At 55.9% G+C, this 20,077-nt stretch carries 15 protein-coding genes, 1 tRNA gene and 1 pseudogene; 10 read left to right on the top strand and 7 right to left on the bottom strand.

From position 1 onward, the window contains the following. Window positions 1–8: 8 nt before the first annotated feature. Entirely contained in the window at window positions 9–3,056 is a 3,048-nt protein-coding gene (locus tag ACOT1A_RS18505) for an autotransporter outer membrane beta-barrel domain-containing protein (protein WP_276170189.1), read from the bottom strand. 114 nt (window positions 3,057–3,170) lie between these two features. Beyond that, window positions 3,171–3,485: a lipoprotein gene (locus ACOT1A_RS18500; RefSeq protein WP_003862457.1), complete on the bottom strand. Its 315-nt coding sequence runs from the start codon at window positions 3,483–3,485 to the stop codon at window positions 3,171–3,173. Window positions 3,486–3,660: 175 nt separating this feature from the next. Between ACOT1A_RS18500 and ACOT1A_RS18495 the strand changes: the two genes are divergently transcribed. The 3 genes from ACOT1A_RS18495 to ACOT1A_RS18485 all read left to right on the top strand — a co-directional run bounded on the left by ACOT1A_RS18495 (window position 3,661) and on the right by ACOT1A_RS18485 (window position 6,805). Continuing rightward, window positions 3,661–4,293, top strand: coding sequence for a response regulator transcription factor (locus ACOT1A_RS18495; protein ID WP_003862456.1), 633 nt, complete (start codon window positions 3,661–3,663; stop codon window positions 4,291–4,293). Beyond that, on the top strand, window positions 4,290–6,077 hold the full coding sequence (locus ACOT1A_RS18490) for a hybrid sensor histidine kinase/response regulator (RefSeq protein ID WP_276170188.1): 1,788 nt from the start codon (window positions 4,290–4,292) through the stop codon (window positions 6,075–6,077). Before ACOT1A_RS18495 ends, ACOT1A_RS18490 begins: the two co-directional genes overlap by 4 nt. 401 nt (window positions 6,078–6,478) lie before the next feature. After that, window positions 6,479–6,805, top strand: coding sequence for a hypothetical protein (locus tag ACOT1A_RS18485; protein ID WP_023298582.1), 327 nt, complete (start codon window positions 6,479–6,481; stop codon window positions 6,803–6,805). On the opposite strand, the pseudogene ACOT1A_RS18480 reads toward ACOT1A_RS18485, so the two are convergent. From ACOT1A_RS18480 to ACOT1A_RS18470, 3 genes and pseudogenes are all read right to left on the bottom strand, one after another. Continuing rightward, window positions 6,783–7,601 (bottom strand): annotated as a pseudogene (locus ACOT1A_RS18480) (DUF4225 domain-containing protein). The gene ACOT1A_RS18485 and the pseudogene ACOT1A_RS18480 overlap by 23 nt on opposite strands. 521 nt (window positions 7,602–8,122) lie before the next feature. Then, a tRNA-Phe gene (locus ACOT1A_RS18475) sits at window positions 8,123–8,198 on the bottom strand. A 95-nt stretch (window positions 8,199–8,293) separates the two neighbouring features. Further along, window positions 8,294–9,007 carry a DUF554 domain-containing protein gene (locus tag ACOT1A_RS18470; RefSeq protein WP_276170187.1) on the bottom strand — a complete coding sequence of 238 codons (714 nt, stop codon included), beginning with the start codon at window positions 9,005–9,007 and terminating at the stop codon, window positions 8,294–8,296. Window positions 9,008–9,188: 181 nt separating this feature from the next. Here ACOT1A_RS18470 and ACOT1A_RS18465 point away from each other — a divergent pair, with 181 nt between their 5' ends. Then, window positions 9,189–11,324, top strand: a complete 2,136-nt coding sequence (locus ACOT1A_RS18465; RefSeq protein WP_022649374.1) for an ornithine decarboxylase — start codon at window positions 9,189–9,191, stop codon at window positions 11,322–11,324. A gap of 99 nt (window positions 11,325–11,423) precedes the next feature. Here the strand turns inward: ACOT1A_RS18465 and ACOT1A_RS18460 are convergent, their stop codons facing one another. Together ACOT1A_RS18460 and ACOT1A_RS18455 are read right to left on the bottom strand one after the other, a co-directional pair. Beyond that, entirely contained in the window at window positions 11,424–12,116 is a 693-nt protein-coding gene (locus tag ACOT1A_RS18460) for a response regulator (protein ID WP_421625530.1), read from the bottom strand. After that, window positions 12,106–13,743 carry an ATP-binding protein gene (locus ACOT1A_RS18455; RefSeq protein ID WP_022649372.1) on the bottom strand — a complete coding sequence of 546 codons (1,638 nt, stop codon included), beginning with the start codon at window positions 13,741–13,743 and terminating at the stop codon, window positions 12,106–12,108. Before ACOT1A_RS18455 ends, ACOT1A_RS18460 begins: the two co-directional genes overlap by 11 nt. Window positions 13,744–14,088: 345 nt before the next feature. Between ACOT1A_RS18455 and ACOT1A_RS18450 the strand changes: the two genes are divergently transcribed. Genes ACOT1A_RS18450 through citF form a run of 6 tightly spaced genes read left to right on the top strand, consistent with a single transcriptional unit; the run spans window position 14,089 to window position 20,077 of the window. Then, window positions 14,089–15,450 (top strand): 2-hydroxycarboxylate transporter family protein, encoded by a 1,362-nt coding sequence (locus tag ACOT1A_RS18450; RefSeq protein WP_022649371.1) that lies wholly within the window; start codon window positions 14,089–14,091, stop codon window positions 15,448–15,450. 17 nt (window positions 15,451–15,467) lie between these two features. Then, a complete protein-coding gene (locus ACOT1A_RS18445) occupies window positions 15,468–16,331 on the top strand; it encodes a fumarylacetoacetate hydrolase family protein (RefSeq protein ID WP_015571851.1) in 864 nt (287 codons plus the stop codon). A gap of 13 nt (window positions 16,332–16,344) precedes the next feature. Further along, entirely contained in the window at window positions 16,345–17,367 is a 1,023-nt protein-coding gene (citC, locus tag ACOT1A_RS18440) for a [citrate (pro-3S)-lyase] ligase (protein ID WP_276170186.1), read from the top strand. A 16-nt stretch (window positions 17,368–17,383) separates the two neighbouring features. After that, entirely contained in the window at window positions 17,384–17,677 is a 294-nt protein-coding gene (citD, locus tag ACOT1A_RS18435; RefSeq protein WP_017382935.1) for a citrate lyase acyl carrier protein, read from the top strand. Further along, window positions 17,674–18,549 (top strand): citrate (pro-3S)-lyase subunit beta, encoded by an 876-nt coding sequence (gene citE / locus ACOT1A_RS18430; RefSeq protein WP_032626185.1) that lies wholly within the window; start codon window positions 17,674–17,676, stop codon window positions 18,547–18,549. Before citD ends, citE begins: the two co-directional genes overlap by 4 nt. A gap of 10 nt (window positions 18,550–18,559) precedes the next feature. Then, window positions 18,560–20,077 (top strand): citrate lyase subunit alpha, encoded by a 1,518-nt coding sequence (citF, locus tag ACOT1A_RS18425; protein WP_045308348.1) that lies wholly within the window; start codon window positions 18,560–18,562, stop codon window positions 20,075–20,077.

The raw sequence follows: 20,077 nt of genomic DNA, 5'->3' as shown, positions 1-20,077 counted from the left end.
GAAATAATTCAGAACGACCAGCGCAGATTGGCGTTAACAGAGTTGACGCGGGTATCCGCACCATATTGTCCCTGATAACCCACATCCAGCGTCGCAGCACGCGACAGCTGTACGCTCACGCCGATATCACCCACCATTACGTCCTCATCCACGGCTTGCCCCTGAGTAATGAACGCGTCGCTGCCCGCAAACGCCATGCGCGAAGAGGTATTTTTATCGCCATAAGCGTGCTGCCATCCCAGCGAACCGTAGAGGTTAACGTTCTTCGGCAGCTCGGTCACACCGCGCACCCCGAGTGTGGAATAGAAGGTGTTCATCGTTTCGTTACGGACGCTCAGCGCAGCGGCACCGCCGTCTTCCCTGAAGCTGTCGGTATGCAGCCGGATGTACGATAAATTGACGAACGGCTCAATATTCCTGTCTGGCTGGCCGAAACGGTAGCCCGCTTCGGTAAACGCCAGCAGCGAGTTAGCGTCGTAATCTGACTTCAGCCGATCCGAGAAGCCGCTGAAATCAACATTGCGCTCGCCCCGGATCTTGTGCCAGGTGTAACCCAGCGCGCCGCGAAGGGAGAACGCATCCTGTTGACCCGCCGCATACAGGCCAAGGTGATAGTTGTCGGTATCCGTTGAGGAGCGACGGCTGTCGACGTCGTAATCACCCCGGCTGTAGCCGAAGTAGCCGCCGACACGCACGTTATGATCCGCCAGCTTGCGATCTGCTCCCAGCAGGAAGCCGGTGGTGTTGCCGTCCAGCTTGCCCACGTTTCCGTCGCCGCTGTTTCGGCTCCAGGAGCTGAAGGTCTGGCCCCAGACGCCATTGTTTTGCGGCTCCGGCTGCTGCACCAGCGACATGGCTAACGGTGGGATCGGCAGGCTGTCGTTATCAAACGCGCGTTGCATACGCTGGTTTAACACGTTAAACACCTGCGTGCTGCCAGCGATCAGGTTGGACTGCATTGATGGATAAACTTCGCCAGACAGCTGGTTGAACGCCTCGCGCGCTTCCGGCGCGCTCAGCACCAGCAGCGAGTTATACAGCGCCAGCGACGGGCCGCTTTGCGTCAGCGTGGAGAGCGCGCCAGCGGTATTCCACTGGTTGCTGCTTTGGGCCACGGTCTGGAAAATGCCCGGCTTGCCGCTGCCCGGGTTTTCGCCGCCAGGATTCTCACCGCCCGGGTTTTCACCACCGGGGTTTTCACCGCCCGGGTTCTCGCCTCCGGGATTTTCACCGCCCGGGTTCTCGCCTCCGGGATTCTCACCGCCCGGGTTCTCGCCCCCAGGATTTTCGCCTCCGGTCTCTTTCTGCGCGATGGTCAGATCGACGGCGTTGGTGCTTTGCTCAAGCGCCACGTCCAGGAAGGCGGATTTGGAAATCGCTCCGGCGAACTCACCGTCAATTCCCCCGTCGGAGGTCAAAATGCGGTAGCTTTGGCCCGTTTTATAGCTGGTTTGCGGATCCAGCGCGGTGACCTGTACCTTAGCCCGATCGCTGATGGTGGTTTTGCCCGATACCAGTAGCTGGTCGCTGCTGCCATCGCCCGCGATATCCACGTCATAGAAGGATTCGCCGATAAAGTTCAGATAGCGTTTCAGCGTCAACGTACCGATATTGCCGTCGCCAGGCGAGATATGCCCGCCAGACAGGATCTCGGTCTGGCCCAGCGTGCCGTTGCCGCCCAGCGTGCCGCCGGACTTGATTGACGCGGCGCTGCTGTAACCGACCCCGTCGCTGACGTCTGAACCCGCCGTCGCGTTGAGGATCAGCGTACCGCCGTTCTCGGCGCTAAGCGTCTGAACATCAAAAATATCGTCTTCTGGCTGGGTATTAATATTGCTGGCAATGATAACTTTACCGCCCCGCGCGGTTACGTTCGCCTTGAGTGCGGAAAGATCGCCGTTCAGCGTCGTTTGCCCGGAGGTGTTGATCACATCACCTTCACCGCTCATCGTGTTGCTGAAGATGTAATTTCCGTCGGTATGGTTGAAGTAGACATAGCTGCCGAACAGTCCGCCACGCAGGCTGATTGCCGTCTTCGCATCGAGGGTACCTGCGCCGCCCGCCGTGCCAGGCGTTGGTTCAGTTAAACCCGTGCCGGTGTCCATATTGCCGCGGCTGCCGATGATGAGCGCACCCCGGTTCGAGCCGGAACCCGATGTCCCCACGATCAGCGCATTGCTGCCAGCGGAAAATGAACCGCCGTCAATCACAGACAGCACGCCATTGCCGTAATCGCCCACGCTCACGCTGCTGCCGCTGGTAAAGCGCGAGTCCTTGCCCGCAATAACCAATTCGGCGGTTTTCCCTGCGCCGGAGACGCCCGCCACCTGCACGCCGCCAACGCTAACCGCTCCGCCGTTCAGTACGTCCAGGTCGCCATAAAGCGTCAACGTACGGCCAACGTTCCACTGTGAGCCACTCCCCGTGACGGTGGCTTTCGGGCTCAGCGTGTCGGTTTCACCCGGCCCGGTACCATTCCCGATGCGCGCATCGTAGGCGGTATTGAGCGCCGCGCCGTCCTCAATTGCCAGCGTGGAGCGTGCGCCCAGATCGGTGCCTACGCTCAGAAAATTACTGGTCACGCGAGAGCCGGCACCCGTGGCGATAAGGTGGCTGTCGTAGCCCCGGGTGGTGCCGACAACGATCTCCTTTGCGCTCGCCAGCGCGCCCTCTTCGACTCGCAGGGTGCCGAGGCCAAGATTCAGGTCGCCGCGCAGGACGTACCGATCGTTCACCGCGTTAAGCTCAGCGTCTGGCCCACGGACCGTGACCACGCTTTCATAAATTTTGCCGTCGAACAGCCGACCGATATTGATGTTATAGGCGGTGATTTTGCCATTATCGATCAGCAGGTTTCCGCGTTGATTACGTCCAACATAAACATCTCCGGTGTAACCCAGCGTTTCGGTAATACGCGAGTCGCCATCAAAAAAGGCATCGGCTGCACGCGCGATATCGGCAGGTAAAAACAGTAACAGCGGCGCGGAAAATAGAGCGAGGTAAAGTCTGGAAAGCGGCGTCTTAACCGCTAAAGCATGCGATGTAGAGTTATTCACGGGCTATCTCCGTACTCATTAGCGTGATGTCTGGAAAATCGTTTTTATGAAAACTCAGATACGTCAGAAAATGTAAAAGGCGTTATTTATGTACGCCTTTTGATGCGGCGTTAATTATTTATGTGTGACAACAGGTGTACAGGTTGGCGCGCTTAGCGTCGGTGCGGATCCTAAAATCCCCGGCATCATCATTGATGAACAATCGAAAATACGCCCTTTTTCTGTCGTGGCGCGATAAGACAGTTTTTGTCCTCCCAGTGCGTCCGGCTGGGCGCCATTAACGTTGGTCACGGTTATTTCATCCGATGAGCCCAGTCCCAGCATTTTAGCGGTCTCCGCTTGCAGGAGTGGAATAGCCTGATCGGTTTTCAACGTGGAACAACCGGCTAGCATCAACGTAACGGTTAAAACGATTAGTGGTTTTTTCATAAATTATCCTTGATATCCAACCAGTTAATTCCACTGATTGTATTTATGTTTTCTTTTACCCAAATCAGCGAATAATATATTTCTCTTTCCTAATCGAAAAAACCCTCCTAAAGTAGGGTGGGTAGATAATAATTCATCTGTACTCTAAGATATGCGAAGGTAAAAGGAGGCTCCTTTGGGACAGAATTATGCGTTAGTCGTTGATGACCATCCATTGGTAGCAAGCGGCATCGCCAATTTTCTGATTACACATTGCCAGTTTAAACAGGCGTGTGTGGTGACGAATGAGGATGATTGCTACCGCCAAATTAGGGATCATGGCCCGCCACGTTTGCTGGTAATCGATTTTTGGCTCTCTTCCGGAACGGCCCTGAAATTACTCAAAGAAGTAAAACAACTTTACCCACAGGTACGACTCCTGGTGGTCAGCGGGGATGACAATAATGACATCTGGCGCAAAGTTAATGCCGCCGGGGGACACGGTTTTGTATTGAAAAGCGAGCCACCTGAGATGTTCTCGCGGGCCGTTTTCGCACTCACTGATAATCAGACCTGGTTTCCTGAGGGAAACGAAATTTCCGTTAAGGCAAATAATGAGAAGTTAAGTAAATTTAACTTAACGCCGCGACAAATAGACGTATTAAATATGATTATGCGCGGCCTGCCAAATAAACGAATCGCCGCACAGCTTTCAATTTCTGAGCCCACGGTCAAAGAACACATCAGCAATATATTGAAAAAGATAGGTGTTAACAGCCGGGTCGAAGCCATCACGCTTCTGCACGGCAAGCAGGAACCGTCGGAATGAGGTTTTTCCAGAGCTTACAAAACGAAGGTATCTCTGCTCCGGCGCAGATCCGTTTGCTAAACAACACCTTTCTGCGGCTGGTATTTAGCTTTAGTGCTGTGCCCTTTGTGGGTATTCCTTTCGCCATCTGGATTTATATGCTTGGGGACGACCTCGGCCCAACGATTATCTGGATAATTATTTATCTGCTATGTGCCGGGGCGATACGACTATTGCACCGACGCTATCAGCGTGAAGCGAAAGAAAACGGTGATAGGGACGTCCTGCGACGCTGGCTTCCGCGTATTAATAATATCGCCTTTATCCACGGGCTGGGCATTTCTTCGCTCTATTTAATTACTCCACAGACGCAGAATTTTGACTTTTTCTTGTTACTTAATATCAGCATCGCCGCTATCGTCGCCGCCAATGCGACGCATCTGACGCCGGTCATCAGCACCTTTACGCGCTTTTTCTTCGCCTCCTGGGGGGTGCTGAACCTCGGTATTATCTGGCGGCTGGATGAGTTGATGTTCATCGTGCTCATGCTGAATCTGCTTTACGGCTTCGCAATTTACCGCCATGCGTTAACTTCCCATGCGTTCTTTATTCAGCAGGCACTGCTTGAGGAAAAAAGCTCACGCCTGGCGGAACAGTTTCGTCAGGCCAAAGAGGACGCGGAGCAGGCACTGCTGGATAAAAATCAGTTTCTGACCACCGCCAGCCACGATCTGCGCCAGCCCGTACACGCTATGGGCTTTCTGATCGAAGCCATCCTCCACCGAAACCGGGACGACAGCCTGACGCCACAGCTTCTTGACCTGCAGCAGAGCGTTCGCTCGGTACATTTAATGCTCAACTCTCTGCTCGATCTCAGCAAAATAGAATCCGGGAATGTACTCTCTGTCCCGACCAAAGTGGATATCGGTGCTCTGCTCGACTCGGTCATCACGCTGTTTCGCGAAGAGGCCAACAGCCGCGCGCTTAGGCTGTGCATCCGGCGGCCTAAACGCCGTATCTACGTGATGGGCGATTCGCTGCTGGTACGACAGTCCCTGATTAACCTGATTCAAAACGCCCTTCGTTACACGCTCCAGGGCGGGGTGCTGGTCGCCATCCGACCGCGCGGTGACGAGTGTATGGTGGAGGTGTGGGACACGGGAGTCGGTATCGCCGATGAAGAGAAGGGCAAAATCTTCTCACCTTACTACCGCCCCGAGCTGGCATGGAAGATCGACAGCGCCGGACACGGGCTGGGACTAGCCGTAGTCGCCCGTTGTGCCAAGCTGATGAAGGTGAAATACGGGATGCAATCCATTGAAGGTAAAGGCTCACGCTTCTGGATGCGCTTCACCCAATATGCTGGCGAAGATAGCGCCCTGGATATCCCGCCCGCCGCTGACAACACCGCCACGCCGGTACGCTATGCGCCCCTGCACGGTTCCTGCCTGGTCGTCGATGACGACCCGCTGGTGACGTCTGCCTGGGAGAGCCTGATGAGCGTCTGGGGAATCGACGTACGCTGTGCGGCCTCGGCTGAAGAAGCGTTTGCCATAATCGACGACGGCTTTACGCCGTTCGCCGTGCTGTGCGACCAGCGTCTGCGATCCGGCGAAAGCGGCTTCGATATCCTGAAAGCGCTTTTTGACCGTCTGCCGGATATGAGCGGCGCGATAGTCAGCGGCGAATTTAATTCACCGGTTCTGCTGGAGGCGGAGCAGGAGGGGTATCTGGTACTCCGCAAGCCTCTGGAGCCAGCTAAACTGCATGCGCTGCTGACGCAGTGGTCAGGGTGTCGTGGATAGGGGAATAGATAATAGCAGCATTGCGCTTCACTGTAGGGCCAGATAGTACGCGGTGTCCTGCTGTGATGCCAATGTGTCGGTATGGTTGAGCCGCTGAGGGAGGATTTCGCGGGCCTGATTAATGATTTCATCGTGCATGATTCAGCCTCCTGTGGTGATCTGCATGTTGCTTCTACCGGGCAGGGCGGGAGATGTTGGAAACGGCCCCGAAGGAGTCATTAGAGTTGCTACCAGCGAAGTTCCGCAGTGGGCAATAATGTCAGTTTTCGAGCGTATACTCTAAGATATCTTCAACTCGTTGATATATATAAATTTGACGAATATCGTCAGGTAGCGATTTATCCGCCAAATTAAGTTAAACTTCGTCACAGGTTTCAGTGAGTTATGGGACGGATAACAGAATGACCAGCGAAGAGGCACTTTTAAAATCAGGTTTTAGCAAACGAGATCTTCAAAAGTTAAAAAACAATATTGAAAATTACGGTGGTTCGTTTGATAGCGTAACTCATGATCTGGCCAATCGTTTTAAGGCTATGAAGTGGATAACTATTATTGCCTTCATCATACTGGCTTTAACTCTTTTACTTGCATCCAAGGATACAAGCCTGACACTTGCGCTCACATTATTGATTGTACTACCTTTCATCTGGTATATAACGCCAGCAAAACTTGGCTACAAATCCTGGCGTTATCGTAAAATGCTGACTAATTCTGGGACGGGTCGCTGACGGACAACAGATCAAAAATAATCTTAGCTTTCACGCCATAACCCGCTATTTTCATTGTAAGCTGCGGGCGGCTCAGTGTGCTCACCTTTTGGTAATAGTCAGCAGGGAGATAACGAAACAGTCGCCAGGTACCAGGTCGCCGTAACAAGCCAAAAATGGTGTACGCATTAGCGGCCAGTGAAATTGATTTGTAGACACCTAACCCATTCTCACGACTAAAGCCCATAAACTCAGCTGTAGACATCGCGGCATTCGCGACCAGCCCTTCACTGGTAGTGTTGTTAGTTGCGTAGCGAGCCACTTCTTTACTGATGCTGTTTGTCCCGTCAGTAACCAGAATCGCACCAGCAAGAACCCCGAGAGGGGTCATAGTGCCTATGAGGGTAAATCCTGCGGCTATTTCAGCACCGGCCAGGACAACACTAACAGCCGAGATCACATACCCAACAATTTTGTTATTCTCTCGGATAAACTCGACTATAGCGTAAAGCTTCGCTGCCTTCGTTCTTAATAAACGCGCTTGTTCCAGCAGGTTACTGTTTTCTTCTCTGAGAATTTTAACGCATTCCATGCATTCTTCATCTGATTTAGCCCGACGAGCTTACGTAAACTGATGTTCTATGAGGTCCCGAATTTCCTGAACAAACTTCATTCGAGTCAAACTATCGCTGAGATGAAAAGCCGACAGAGTGTTGGCTGTATTTACCAGTTTCCTGGCTTCCATATTCACCATAGTTTCCGCCCAGGCTTTATTTCTTCCATCTGAGCGCATCATGTTAAGTAATGCTGCATCCATTGTAGTTCCTCTCAATTGCTTTACCGGCCTCTGCTTAGACTGATAAATGCCCCCATGACAGCCATGCGTGCCAACGCACACACAATATAGTAGCAATGTGGTTACGGTGTCTGAAGTAGAAGTCGCTTTTTACAGCTTCGTTCCTCGGCCTACTTTACTGCGGTTAGCCAGGGCCTGTTCCAGCAGTGTACGGAACGCCGAAAGGTCACTTTTCAGGATGTCCCGGATGGATTTACCACCGATGAATCTAATAAAACAGTTAGCCGATGGGGGGTAATCACGGATACGTGATGCCGCTCTGTCGGGCTCTGTCCAATTGATATGTGCATTTGTAATGCTCAAATAGATCGGTGAAGGTCAGGTTTTTCTGCTTCTGTGTGGCGGTAAAGGCGGTAAACAACGCCAGTTGTACCACCGGGAAGCGGGGCCGGAGGAGAGATAAGGGCGGTAACTACTGTTCAAACAACGAGTTGCTGACTCAGAAAGCAAAAACCCCCGCCGAAGCGAGGGTTATAAATAAGTGGTGCCCGGACTCGGAATCGAACCAAGGACACGGGGATTTTCAATCCCCTGCTCTACCGACTGAGCTATCCGGGCAACGGGGCGCATTAAACCCGATCCTCCCTCCGACGTCAACGAAATTTGTTGTTTTCGTTGCAGACTGCACACTCTCTCACCATTTCGTCGCAAACTTAAGCGAAAAAGTGCGTCCAGAGCGCGGAAAGCGGCATCGCGAGCAGCAGGGCAGGGAGCATGTTCACCACTGCAAACATCTTGATGCCACAGATGCGCAGCCCTGTCGCCAGCAGCAGCAGGCCGCCGACGGCGGTAAAGTCCGCCATCATCGCAGGCGTCGTCAGCGGCAGGATCAGCGTGGCGCAGGTGGCCAGCGCCAGCTGTATAAGCAACATCGGTACACAAATCGCCGCCACGGCGATGCCGAGGGTGGTGGCAAAGATGGTGGCAGTAAAGAAATCCAGAAACGCTTTCGCAATCAGTATGCTGGGATCGCCGGTCATCCCTTCCTGCATCGAACCGAATATCCCCGTGCCGCTGGCGCAGAACAGAATAATGATCGCAACGTAGTTCTGAATAAACGACTCGTGCGTGCCGTGCTTTGCCTTGCCCGGTCGGGCAATCAGATTTTTGGCTTTGCCTACCGCGTGATTAATGCCTTTTTCCAGATAGCAAAACTCGCCGATCAGCGCGCCGAGCAGTGTCGCCAGTACCATCACCGGCAGGTTGGCGCATTTCACCACTAAAAGGATACCAATCCCAAACGACGCCAGGCCAAAAATGGAGGGCATGGAGACGCGAATACGCTCCGGCAACCGCTGACTTAATACTGCCCCAAGTACACCGCCCAGCAATACGGCTCCCGCATTGATAAAGGGTCCAATCACCACGTTTAACTCCTGTTATTTAAGCACTGGCATTGCATGATTATGGCACGTCCGTCCCTGATTATGCTTAGCTTTGGGAGGCGTAACGCATACTGATTCCTTCTTGCACCTGAAAATAAAAGGTGACATGATTGCGCGAATTTTCTCCTTCCTGTCTCACCGTTCGGTGAGGGTATTTGCGCTTATGAAAACCATGAAAATTGCCGTCAGCCGTGAGCTGGTATCCAAAGTTTCTACGCATCGCGAAAAGGTTATGCTGGATAACACCGATTTCACCGATGTGGCGGCAGTCGTCATTACGGTTGTTGAAAGCTACAGCGGCATTCTTGCGTTGCTGAAGCGTACGGGCTTTCAGCTACCGGTATTTATGTTCTCAACAGAGCCAGGAGAGGTGCCAGAGGGTGTCACGGCGATCATCTCGGGTAAAGCACAGGAATTGCTGGAACTGGAATCTGCCGCCTGCCGGTATGAAGAGAACCTGCTGCCACCCTTTTTTGACACCCTGAGCCAGTATGTGGCGATGGGAAACAGCACCTTTGCCTGTCCGGGTCACCAGCACGGCGCCTTTTTCAAAAAACATCCCGCCGGGCGGCAGTTTTACGACTTCTTCGGTGAAAACGTGTTTCGTGCCGATATGTGCAATGCCGACGTGAAGCTCGGTGATTTGCTGATCCACGAAGGTTCTGCCAAGCACGCGCAAAAGTTCGCGGCGAAAGTGTTCAACGCGGATAAAACCTACTTCGTGCTGAACGGCACGTCGGCGGCCAATAAAGTGGTGACCAATGCGCTGCTGACCCGTGGCGATCTGGTGCTGTTCGATCGTAACAACCATAAGTCCAACCATCATGGGGCGCTGATCCAGGCCGGGGCAACGCCTGTCTATCTTGAGGCAGCCCGTAATCCGTTTGGTTTTATCGGCGGGATCGATGAACACTGCTTTGATGAGGCCTGGCTGCGGGAACTGATCCGTGACGTCGCGCCGCAGAAAGCCGCCGAGGCGCGCCCGTTCCGTCTGGCGATCATTCAGCTCGGCACCTACGACGGCACGATCTACAACGCCCGTCAGGTGATCGACAAGATCGGTCACCTTTGCGACTACATCCTCTTTGACTCCGCCTGGGTCGGCTACGAGCAATTTATCCCGATGATGGCGGAAACGTCTCCGCTTCTGCTGGAACTGAACGAGAACGATCCGGGAATTTTCGTGACCCAGTCGGTCCACAAACAGCAGGCCGGGTTCTCGCAAACCTCACAGATCCATAAAAAGGATAACCATATTCGCGGTCAATCGCGCTTCTGCCCGCACAAGCGGCTGAACAATGCGTTCATGCTGCATGCCTCCACCAGCCCGTTTTACCCGCTGTTTGCGGCGCTGGACGTGAACGCCAAGATCCACGAGGGTGAGAGCGGACGCAGGTTGTGGGCTGAGTGCGTCGAGCTGGGCATTGAAGCGCGCAAAGCCATTATCGCCAACTGCAATATGATCAAACCCTTTATCCCACCGGTGGTGGCGGGGCGGCCATGGCAGGATCACCCCACGCAGGCTATCGCCAGCGAGCGTCGCTTCTTTAGTTTTGAACCGGGTGCAAAATGGCACGGTTTTGAAGGCTATGCCCGCGAGCAGTATTTCGTCGATCCGTGCAAGCTGCTGCTGACCACGCCGGGCATTGATGCGGAAACAGGGCACTATACCGATTTCGGCATTCCGGCGACCATTCTCGCCCACTACCTGCGCGAAAACGGCATTGTGCCGGAGAAGTGCGATCTCAACTCCATCCTGTTCCTGCTGACGCCAGCCGAGAGCGCGGAGAAGCTAATGCAGCTGGTGGCGATGCTGGGGCAGTTTGAACAGCATATTGAAGACGATACGCCGCTCGTGGATGTGCTGCCGACCATCTATCAGAAATACCCGGTGCGTTACCGCGACTATACGATCCGTCAGCTGTGCCAGGAGATGCACGATCTCTACGTCAGCTTTAACGTGAAGGATTTACAGAAGGCGATGTTCCGCCAGGAGAGCCTGCCTGCCGTGGTGATGAACCCGCAGGATGCCAACCAGGAGTACATTCGCGGGAATGTCGAACTGGTGCGTATTCGTGACGCCGAAGGACGCATTGCCGCCGAAGGTGCGCTGCCATACCCGCCGGGCGTGCTGTGCGTGGTACCGGGGGAAGTCTGGGGTGGAGCAGTACAGCGCTACTTCCTGGCGCTGGAAGAGGGCATTAATATGCTGCCGGGTTTCTCGCCAGAGTTGCAGGGCGTTTACAGCGAGAAGGATGCCGACGGGATCAAGCGACTGTATGGGTACGTGTTAAAGTAGGGCCCCTCACCCTAACCCTCTCCCCAAAGGGGAGAGGGGATTGCACGGAGCCGTCGTTTCACCCTCGCCCCTTTGGGGAGAGGGCCGGGGTGAGGGGAGTTAAGTCGCACTACGCCTGTACATCCTTCTCGGATGCCCAATCTTCCCGTATAGCATCTCCACCGTCAGAAAACCCACCTCCACGCAGTGTTCCAGATAGCGCCGGGTGGTGGTTTTACTCAGGCCCGTCTCGCTCACCACCTCATCCACCGTAAAGCAGTGCGCCGCCTTGTTGTTAAACAGCGTTTGCACCCGCGCCAGCGTGTTCTCCTCTATCCCTTTGCTGCCGTTGTCCAGTCGATAATTTTTCGCCTGTAGCTGATAGAGTGAATCCACGTTCTGCTGGTCGACAATCTTCCAGACGCGCTGCTGTTCGGCAAACTGCACAAAACGTTCCAGCGACTGGCTCAGGCGTTTCCAGGAAACCGGCTTGAGGATGTAGTCGAACGCGCCGTTACGAATGGCCTGGCTACAGGTGTCCATATCGCTGGCGGCGGTGATGAAAATCACCGAGCAGTTGGCGCGGGTGAGCATCGGGTTGCTGATAAGGGTGATGCCTTTGCCGTCCGGCAGATAGTTATCCAGCAGCATCAGCTTCGGCTGTTTGCTCTCCAGTTGTACCTGCGCGTCGGCCAGTGACGCGGCAATCCCCACCAGCCTCAGGCGCGGATGTTTACCGATAAGCTCCGCGTGCAGTTGCGCCAGTTCGTTCTCGTCATCAACAATCAGTACGTCGATAAGTTCATGTTGCATAGTCGGTATCTTCCAGTTCCTGTACGGGGTGCCGGACCGTTCCCGTGGCGGGAATAAACAGTGAGAAAATGGCACCGCGTGGGGTGTTATCGGCAACTTCAATTGCACCGCCAGCCTGCGTGACGTAGCTTTCAATCAAATACAGGCCAATACCGTGATCGCCGCGCGTTTTGGTAGTGATGCCGCGCTCAAAGATCCGGTCGCGGATCTCCGGTGTGATGCCGACGCCCTGGTCGGCGACTTCAATAATCAGTTCCTGCTCGTTCAACTTTATTAGCACGTCTACCGGGGCATGCGGGAGCGGGGCGCGCTGGGTCGCTTCGATGGCGTTATCCAGCAAGTTCCCGATGATCGAGACTAGTTCCGATTCGAGCAGCGGCAGGAAGGGTTTGTCCACCCGGCAGGCCGGATCGAAGCTCAGCTCAACGCCTTTTTCACGCGCGCGGGCGGCCTTTCCAAGCAGCAAACCGCACAGCGTCGGGGAGCTAAAGCGGGACGAGATAAAGTCCAGCAGCTCCTGAGCGTGTTCCGACTGCGCCTGTATGTAGCGGATCGCCTCGTCATAACGGCCCATATGCAGCAGGCCGGACAGCGTGGTCATGCGGTTCAGCTGTTCATGGCGCATAATGCGCAGGTTATCAACATAGCGCTTCACCTGGCTGAGCTGGGCGCTGAGCGAGTCGATCTCGTTGCGATCGCGAAAGGTGATCACCCATCCCTGCAACGCATCTTCCAGCATGATCCGCACCCGGCTGGCAATGACCGTGAGATCGTTAAAGCGACAGATCTCATCGTGGGTGTCTTTCGCAAGCATGGTTTGCGCGTTAAAGAACGGGACGGGCGCGATCACCTGGCTGATGAGTTGACCCCGCAGTTCGCGGGCGGGCTGGCGTAAGCCTAATAATTTACGCGCCGCCTGGTTAATCACCTCAATGCGGAGATCGTCGTCGATGGCAATCACCCCTTCATAAATGGATTCCATCATCGCCTTTTGCTGACGCACCAGCAGGCCGATTTCGCGCGGCTCCAGAGAGAATATCTGCTTCTTGATGCTGCGGGTGAAGAACCAGGAGAAAATAAACAGGGCGATAAGCAGCAGCACGGCGGCAATCAGGATATTAACCACCTTGCTGACGGTGATGGTGTCCAGATAGCTTGTGAGATAGCCTACCGAAACAATCCCTACCACCTGCCCGGCATCATTAAAAATGGGCGCTTTGCTGCGCAGCGAAATGCCTAACCCGCCCTTGCGGATGGTGATGGTGCTTTTGCCGTGTAATACCTCGTCGTTGTCTCCGCCAACCAGCGTTTTGCCTACCCGGTCGGCAAACACGGAATGGAAAAGATGCAGCCCTTTATTGTCACCAATCACAATAAAACTGGCGTCGCTGCGGGCGGCTATTTTCTGCATAAAGTCATGGATGCCCTGGATATCCTTTTGTTCGACTTCTTTTCGCAGAGAAGGAATAAGCGCAATTTCTTCGGCCTGTATTTTTGCGCGCGCGCTCATTTCCTGATAAAGCTGCCTGCCGACATCGACATAATAATATCCGCCCAGTAATGCGAACAGCACTGAGAAAAAGGCGACCAGCGAAATAAACAGCTTGATCTGAAACGATACTTTCATAACTATCACGCGAGATATCAACAGGTCGTCTGAATATATCATCTTTTAAGGCCAGGATGCCCGCTTTGCCGAAAACTTGTGATCCCTTGCACAGCGCAGCCTGTAAAAGATTTTTCCGAAAGTCTCATCCTCTTAAGGTTAAATGAATAAATGTTATTTCTTTGTTCAGTTAAGAAAAGAAACCATAAAAACCACGGCAATAAATAAGGCATAAATCACATTAAAGAAAAGAAACCATTAAAACCATAGCGGCCATTAAAACTTCGCTTTTAATATGCCATCCCTCACATAAAGTAAGCCTTTGTGACTCTAAGCTGGACGCACAAAATAACTAAGGGGCTTATTATGAGCACAACTGACGATTCATTCTCTGTTACCCACGACCCGATTGATATTCAGCGGCCATCGCTCAAAGAGCGCTGGTGGCATATTATGGATACCTGGAAAATCGGCATTATTCCTCTGCCACTGTTCGTTCTGGCGGGCGCGCTGATTGCGATAGATTGCCTGGGCGGAAAACTGCCGAGCGACATCGTGGTCATGGTGGCCACGCTGGCCTTCTTCGGCTTTGCCTGCGGCGAGTTCGGCAAACGCCTGCCGATTGTCGGCAAGCTCGGCGCGGCGGCAATTTGCGCCACCTTTATCCCTTCCGCGTTGGTCTATTACGGCCTGCTGCCGGACGTGGTGGTCGAGTCCACGACCAAATTCTATAAATCCACCAATATTCTCTACCTCTATATCTGCTGCATTATTGTCGGCAGCATCATGAGCATGAACCGCACCGTGCTGATCCAGGGCTTCCTGCGCATCTTCTTCCCGATGCTGTGCGGTGAAATCGTCGGCATGATTGTCGGCATGGGCGTTGGGCTGGCGCTGGGCCTCGAGCCGTTCCAGATCTTCTTCTTTATCATTCTGCCGATCATGGCGGGCGGCGTCGGGGAAGGGGCGATCCCGCTCTCTATCGGCTATGCCACCCTGCTGCACATGGATCAGGGCGTGGCGCTCGGCCGCGTGCTGCCGATGGTAATGCTCGGCGGCCTGACGGCGATCATCATCTCCGGTTGCCTCAACCAGCTCGGTAAACGCTACCCGCACCTGACCGGTGAAGGCCAGTTGATGCCTAACCGCGCCAACGCCGATGCCACCGTCTCTCAACCCGCGTTCTCCGGCAAAGCGGATGTGACCACCATCGCCTCCGGCGCGCTGCTGGCGGTGCTGCTGTACATGCTGGGCATGCTCGGTCACAAGCTGATTGGTCTGCCAGCGCCGGTGGGCATGCTGTTTATGGCGGTGCTGGTGAAGCTCTGCAATGGCGCCTCTCCGCGTCTGCTGGAGGGTTCTCAGGTGGTGTACAAATTCTTCCAGACCTCCGTGACCTACCCGATTCTCTTCGCCGTTGGCGTGGCGATTACCCCATGGCATGAACTGGTGGCGGCGTTCACCGTCAGCAACCTGCTGGTGATTATCAGCACCGTTTCCGCGCTGGTGGCAACCGGATTCTTCGTTGGCAAAAAGATTGGTATGCACCCGATTGATGTCGCCATCGTCTCCTGCTGTCAGAGCGGGCAGGGCGGTACCGGTGACGTGGCGATCCTGACCGCAGGCAACCGCATGAGCCTGATGCCATTCGCCCAGATTGCTACCCGTATCGGCGGGGCGATTAACGTCTCTGTCTCACTGCTGATTCTGGGCAACTTCCTCGTTTAAGTTTTCAGGAAAGAACAATGAAACTCGCAAGCTTTTTATACCAGGGTAAACGCAGCTACGGCATCGTTCAGGCCGAGGGCGTGATTGATTTAGGCCGCCGCCTGGGCGACCGCTATGGCGACCTTAAAGCGCTGTTGCAGGGGAACGGGCTGGCGCAGGCCACCCGTTTTCTGAACGACGCGGTGGATGTACCGCTGAACGCCATCACCTTCTTACCGGTGATTGTCCAGCCGGAAAAAATTCTTTGCGTGGGCATGAACTATGCCGACAAGCGCAAGGAGTTTGATCAGCATAACCCGGCCCCGACCCTGTTTGTCCGCTTCCCGGATTCACAGACCGGCCACAACGAGCCGGTGCTGAAGCCGCGCCACTCCAGCGAGTTCGACTACGAAGGCGAGCTGGCGGTGATCATCGGCAAAGGCGGGGAGAACATCAGCCGCGACGACGCCCTGCGCCACGTGGCGGGCTACAGCTGCTACATGGACGGCTCCGCCCGCGACTGGCAGCACACCTGGTTCACCGCCGGGAAAAACTGGCGGCAGACCGGGGCGTTCGGCCCGTGGATGGCGACGGCGGATGAGATCCCGGACCCGCACAGCCTGGCGATCCGCACCTGGCTGAACGGCCGCATGGTGCAGGAGGACAACACCAGCAGCATGATCCACAAGGTGGCGGAGTTGATCGAGTACATCAGCACCTTCACCCGTCTCAGCCCGGGCGACGTGATCATCACCGGCTCGCCTGGCGGGGTGGGTAAAAAGCGCAACCCGCCACTGTTTATGAAGGAGGGGGATCGCATTGAGGTGGAGATCGAACATATCGGTCATCTGAGCAACGTGATCGTGGAAGCGCCAGCCGTCGGGCTCGCGGCAGCGCACTGAGTAAGGCGGCAGCATGCAATCGCAACCCATTGATTTTCGCCACACCGTTGTGGCGAAACACCCGGAACGCTTAAGCCAGATCCGCTACCTGCTGGCAGACAGCGGCCTTGGCCTGGACAACGACATCACGCTGTTTGTTGAAGCCTGGTCCGGCGCGCAGCTGGTGGGTTGCGCCGGACTTGCTGCCAACGTCATCAAGTGCGTGGCGGTCAACGAGCAGCTTCGTGGGGAAAACCTCAGCGCGCGTCTGCTGGCAGAGGTGGAAAATGCGGCGCTGGAGCGCGGCCATTTTCACCTCTTCCTCTGCACCCGTCCGTGCAATAAGGAACGCTTTGGCCGCAGCGGTTTCTGGCCGGTTGCCCAGAGCGGGAACAACGCGGTGCTAATGGAGAACACTCCGCAAGGGATCGTGCGCTACTGCCGATCCCTGCGCGCTAGCCGCAAGTGTGGGGAGAAGATTGGTGCCATCGTGATGAACGCCAACCCATTCACCCTCGGTCACCGTCATCTGGTGGAGCAGGCGGCGGCGCAGTGCGATGCCCTACATCTGTTCGTGGTGCGTGAAGACGCCTCGTTCTTCCCGTTCAGCGCGCGCATTGAGATGGTGCGCGCGGGCGTGGCGCATCTGTCGAACGTGGTGGTGCATGAAGGCTCGCAGTACATCATCTCCCGCGCCACGTTTCCGGCCTACTTCCTGAAGGAGACCGGCAAAGTGCAGCAGGCGTGGAGCGAGATCGACGTGCTGATCTTCCGGGACTTTATCGCCCCGGCGCTGGGCATCACGCACCGTTTTATTGGTTCGGAACCGTTCTGCGATATCACCCGCCAGTACAACCAGACGCTGCACGACCTGCTGGCCTCGCACATCGACGTGGTGGAAATGCCGCGCATCAAAGCCAACGGCAACGCTATTTCGGCCTCGGAAGTACGCCGTTTACTCAAGACACAGCAGTTTTCCCGGATCCGGGAGATTGTCCCGGACTCCACCTTCGCGCACCTCGAAGCACATTATCGTGCGAGTGCGGAAGTCGCATAACTATCAGGAATTTATCATGAATATTGTAAGGGAGGCGCTGGCCGGAACGCAGGAGTCCAGCGACCTGATGGTGAAAATCGCCCCCGCTCACGGTGAGCTGGAGATTGTCATCCACAGTGAAGTGATTAAGCAGTTTGGCGAGCAAATACGCCAGGTGGTCAACGACACATTGCGCGCCATGAACGTGCACCAGGGATTAATCATTATTGAAGACAAAGGGGCGCTGGACTGTGTGATCCGCGCCCGCCTGCAAAGCGCGCTTCTGCGTGCCGCCGATGAACAGGCCATCAACTGGGGGGCGCTGAAATGAGTAAACTCCGCCGCAGTATGCTGTTCCTGCCGGGCGCCAATGCCGCCATGCTCTCCACCGCCTTTATCTACCGCCCCGACTCCATCATGTTTGACCTTGAGGACGCCGTGGCCCTGCGCGAGAAAGACACCGCACGCATGCTGGTGTTCCACGCGTTGCAGCACCCGATGTATCAGGATATCGAAACCGTGGTGCGTATTAACCCGCTGAGCACGCCGTTTGGCCTGCTGGATCTGGAGGCCGCCGTGCGCGCGGGCGTAGACGTGATTCGCCTGCCGAAAACCGACACCCCGGACGATATCTACGAGCTAGAAGGCCACCTCGAGCGCATTGAGCAGGAGTGCGGGCGTGAAGTAGGTTCCACCCGCGTGATGGCGGCGATTGAATCGGCCATTGGCGTCATCAACGCCGTGGCGATTGCCCGCAGCTCCCCGCGCCTGATCGGCATCGCGCTGGCCGCCTTTGACTACGTAATGGACATGCAGACCGAGCGCGGCGACGGCACCGAGCTGTTCTACGCCCGCTGCGCCGTGCTGCACGCCGCCCGCGCTGCGGGCATCGACGCTTTCGACGTGGTGTGGTCAGACGTTAACGACGAAGCCGGGTTCCTGCGCGAGGTCGATCTGATCCGCAAGATGGGCTTTAACGGCAAATCGCTGATTAACCCGCGCCAGATTGACCTGCTGCACAACGCCTACGCCCCGACACGGGAAGAGGTGGAGCACGCCAAACGGGTGATTGAAGCGGCAGAAGAGGGCGAGCGTAACGGCCTGGGCGTGGTGTCGCTCAACGGCAAAATGGTGGATGCACCGATTATTAACCACGCGCAGGTGGTGCTGGAGCGCGCGGCGGCCTCCGGCGTGCGTCGGTAAGGATGACATAATGAATCAGACAGAACTTCTCCATGTGAATTTCCCCCATCTGCGGGATCTGAAGCCCTTTGATACCGCCCACAGCGCGACGCCGTGGCTGGCGGACAGCGAGGCGAAACACAACCGTAAGCTTTGCGCCTCCCTCGAAGAAGCCGTCATGCGCAGCGGCTTGCAGGACGGGATGACCATCTCTTTCCACCATGCCTTTCGCGAAGGCGACCGGGTGATCAACACCGTTGTGGCGCTGCTGGCGCGGATGGGTTTTAAAAATTTGACCCTGGCCTCCAGCTCGCTGATGACCTGCAACGACGCGCTGATCGAGCATATTCAAAGCGGCGTGATCGCCCGAATTTACACCTCCGGTATGCGCGGCAGGCTGGCGGAGGCCATCTCCCACGGGCTGATGGACGAGCCGGTACAAATTCACTCCCACGGCGGGCGCGTGAAGCTGCTCCAGGACGGCGAGCTGAATATCGACGTGGCATTTCTCGGCGTGCCGTGCAGCGATGAGTTTGGCAACGCTAACGGCACGCAGGGCAAATCGTGTTGCGGTTCGCTGGGTTACGCCATGGTGGACGCACACTTTGCCCGTAAGGTGGTGCTGCTGACCGAAGAGCTGGTGCCGTTCCCGAATATGCCCGCCAGCCTGGTGCAGGATCAGGTGGACTACATCGTGCAGGTGGAGAGCGTGGGCGACCCGGCGAAAATCAGCGTCGGTGCGGCGCGCGTCACCAGCAACCCGCGCGAGCTGATGATTGCCCGCTATGCGGCGGACGTGATTGAACACTCTGGTTACTTTAAACCGGGCTTCTCGATGCAGACCGGCTCCGGCGCGGCGGCGACCGCCTGCACCCGCTTTATGGAAGAGAAGATGGAGCGCAGCGGCGTGAAGGCGCGCTTTGCGCTCGGGGGTATTACCGGCAGCCTGGTGGATCTGCACGAGAAGGGGCTCATCGAAAAGCTGCTCGACACCCAGTGCTTTGACGGCCAGGCGGCGGCCTCGCTGGCGCGCAACCCGAACCACGTGGAGATCTCCACCAACGTCTACGCCAACCCCGGCAGCAAGGCGGCAAGCTGCGACCAGCTCGACGTGGTGATCCTCAGCGCGCTGGAAATCGACGTCGATTTTAACGTCAACGTCATCACCGGATCCGACGGCGTGATGCGCGGCGCATCCGGCGGGCACTGCGACGTGGCGTCGGCAGCCAACCTGACCATTGTGGTCGCGCCGCTGCTGCGAAGCCGCATCCCGACCGTTGTGAAGCGCGTTACCACGCGCCTCACGCCGGGGGAGAGCATTGACGTGCTGGTCACCGACCACGGTATTGCGGTCAACCCGGCGCGCCCGGAGATCCGCGAACGACTCATGGAAGCAGGCCTGAAGGTTGTAGATATCAACGCGCTCTATGAGCGGGCGATTTCCCTGACCGGCGTACCGAAACCGATTGAGTTCACCGACAAAATTGTCGGGGTGATCCGCTACCGCGACGGCAGCGTGATCGACACCGTTCGACAGGTAAAGGAGTGA

The organism is Enterobacter cloacae complex sp. SYL003 (genome assembly GCF_049236925.1).
In the GTDB taxonomy this organism is placed as follows: domain Bacteria; phylum Pseudomonadota; class Gammaproteobacteria; order Enterobacterales; family Enterobacteriaceae; genus Enterobacter; species Enterobacter intestinihominis.
The sequence above is the reverse complement of the archived record's forward strand: the minus strand, read 5'-3'. Positions and strand labels throughout refer to the sequence as shown.

Bases quoted from the DNA above. Each gene is read 5' to 3' on its own strand.
- ACOT1A_RS18500 (WP_003862457.1), bottom strand. From the start codon at position 3,485: ATGAAAAAACCACTAATCGTTTTAACCGTTACGTTGATGCTAGCCGGT.
- ACOT1A_RS18490 (WP_276170188.1), top strand. From the start codon at position 4,290: ATGAGGTTTTTCCAGAGCTTACAAAACGAAGGTATCTCTGCTCCGGCG.
- ACOT1A_RS18485 (WP_023298582.1), top strand. From the start codon at position 6,479: ATGACCAGCGAAGAGGCACTTTTAAAATCAGGTTTTAGCAAACGAGAT.
- ACOT1A_RS18465 (WP_022649374.1), top strand. From the start codon at position 9,189: ATGAAAACCATGAAAATTGCCGTCAGCCGTGAGCTGGTATCCAAAGTT.
- ACOT1A_RS18460 (WP_421625530.1), bottom strand. From the start codon at position 12,116: ATGCAACATGAACTTATCGACGTACTGATTGTTGATGACGAGAACGAA.
- ACOT1A_RS18455 (WP_022649372.1), bottom strand. From the start codon at position 13,743: ATGAAAGTATCGTTTCAGATCAAGCTGTTTATTTCGCTGGTCGCCTTT.
- ACOT1A_RS18450 (WP_022649371.1), top strand. From the start codon at position 14,089: ATGAGCACAACTGACGATTCATTCTCTGTTACCCACGACCCGATTGAT.
- ACOT1A_RS18445 (WP_015571851.1), top strand. From the start codon at position 15,468: ATGAAACTCGCAAGCTTTTTATACCAGGGTAAACGCAGCTACGGCATC.
- citC (WP_276170186.1), top strand. From the start codon at position 16,345: ATGCAATCGCAACCCATTGATTTTCGCCACACCGTTGTGGCGAAACAC.
- citD (WP_017382935.1), top strand. From the start codon at position 17,384: ATGAATATTGTAAGGGAGGCGCTGGCCGGAACGCAGGAGTCCAGCGAC.
- citE (WP_032626185.1), top strand. From the start codon at position 17,674: ATGAGTAAACTCCGCCGCAGTATGCTGTTCCTGCCGGGCGCCAATGCC.
- citF (WP_045308348.1), top strand. From the start codon at position 18,560: ATGAATCAGACAGAACTTCTCCATGTGAATTTCCCCCATCTGCGGGAT.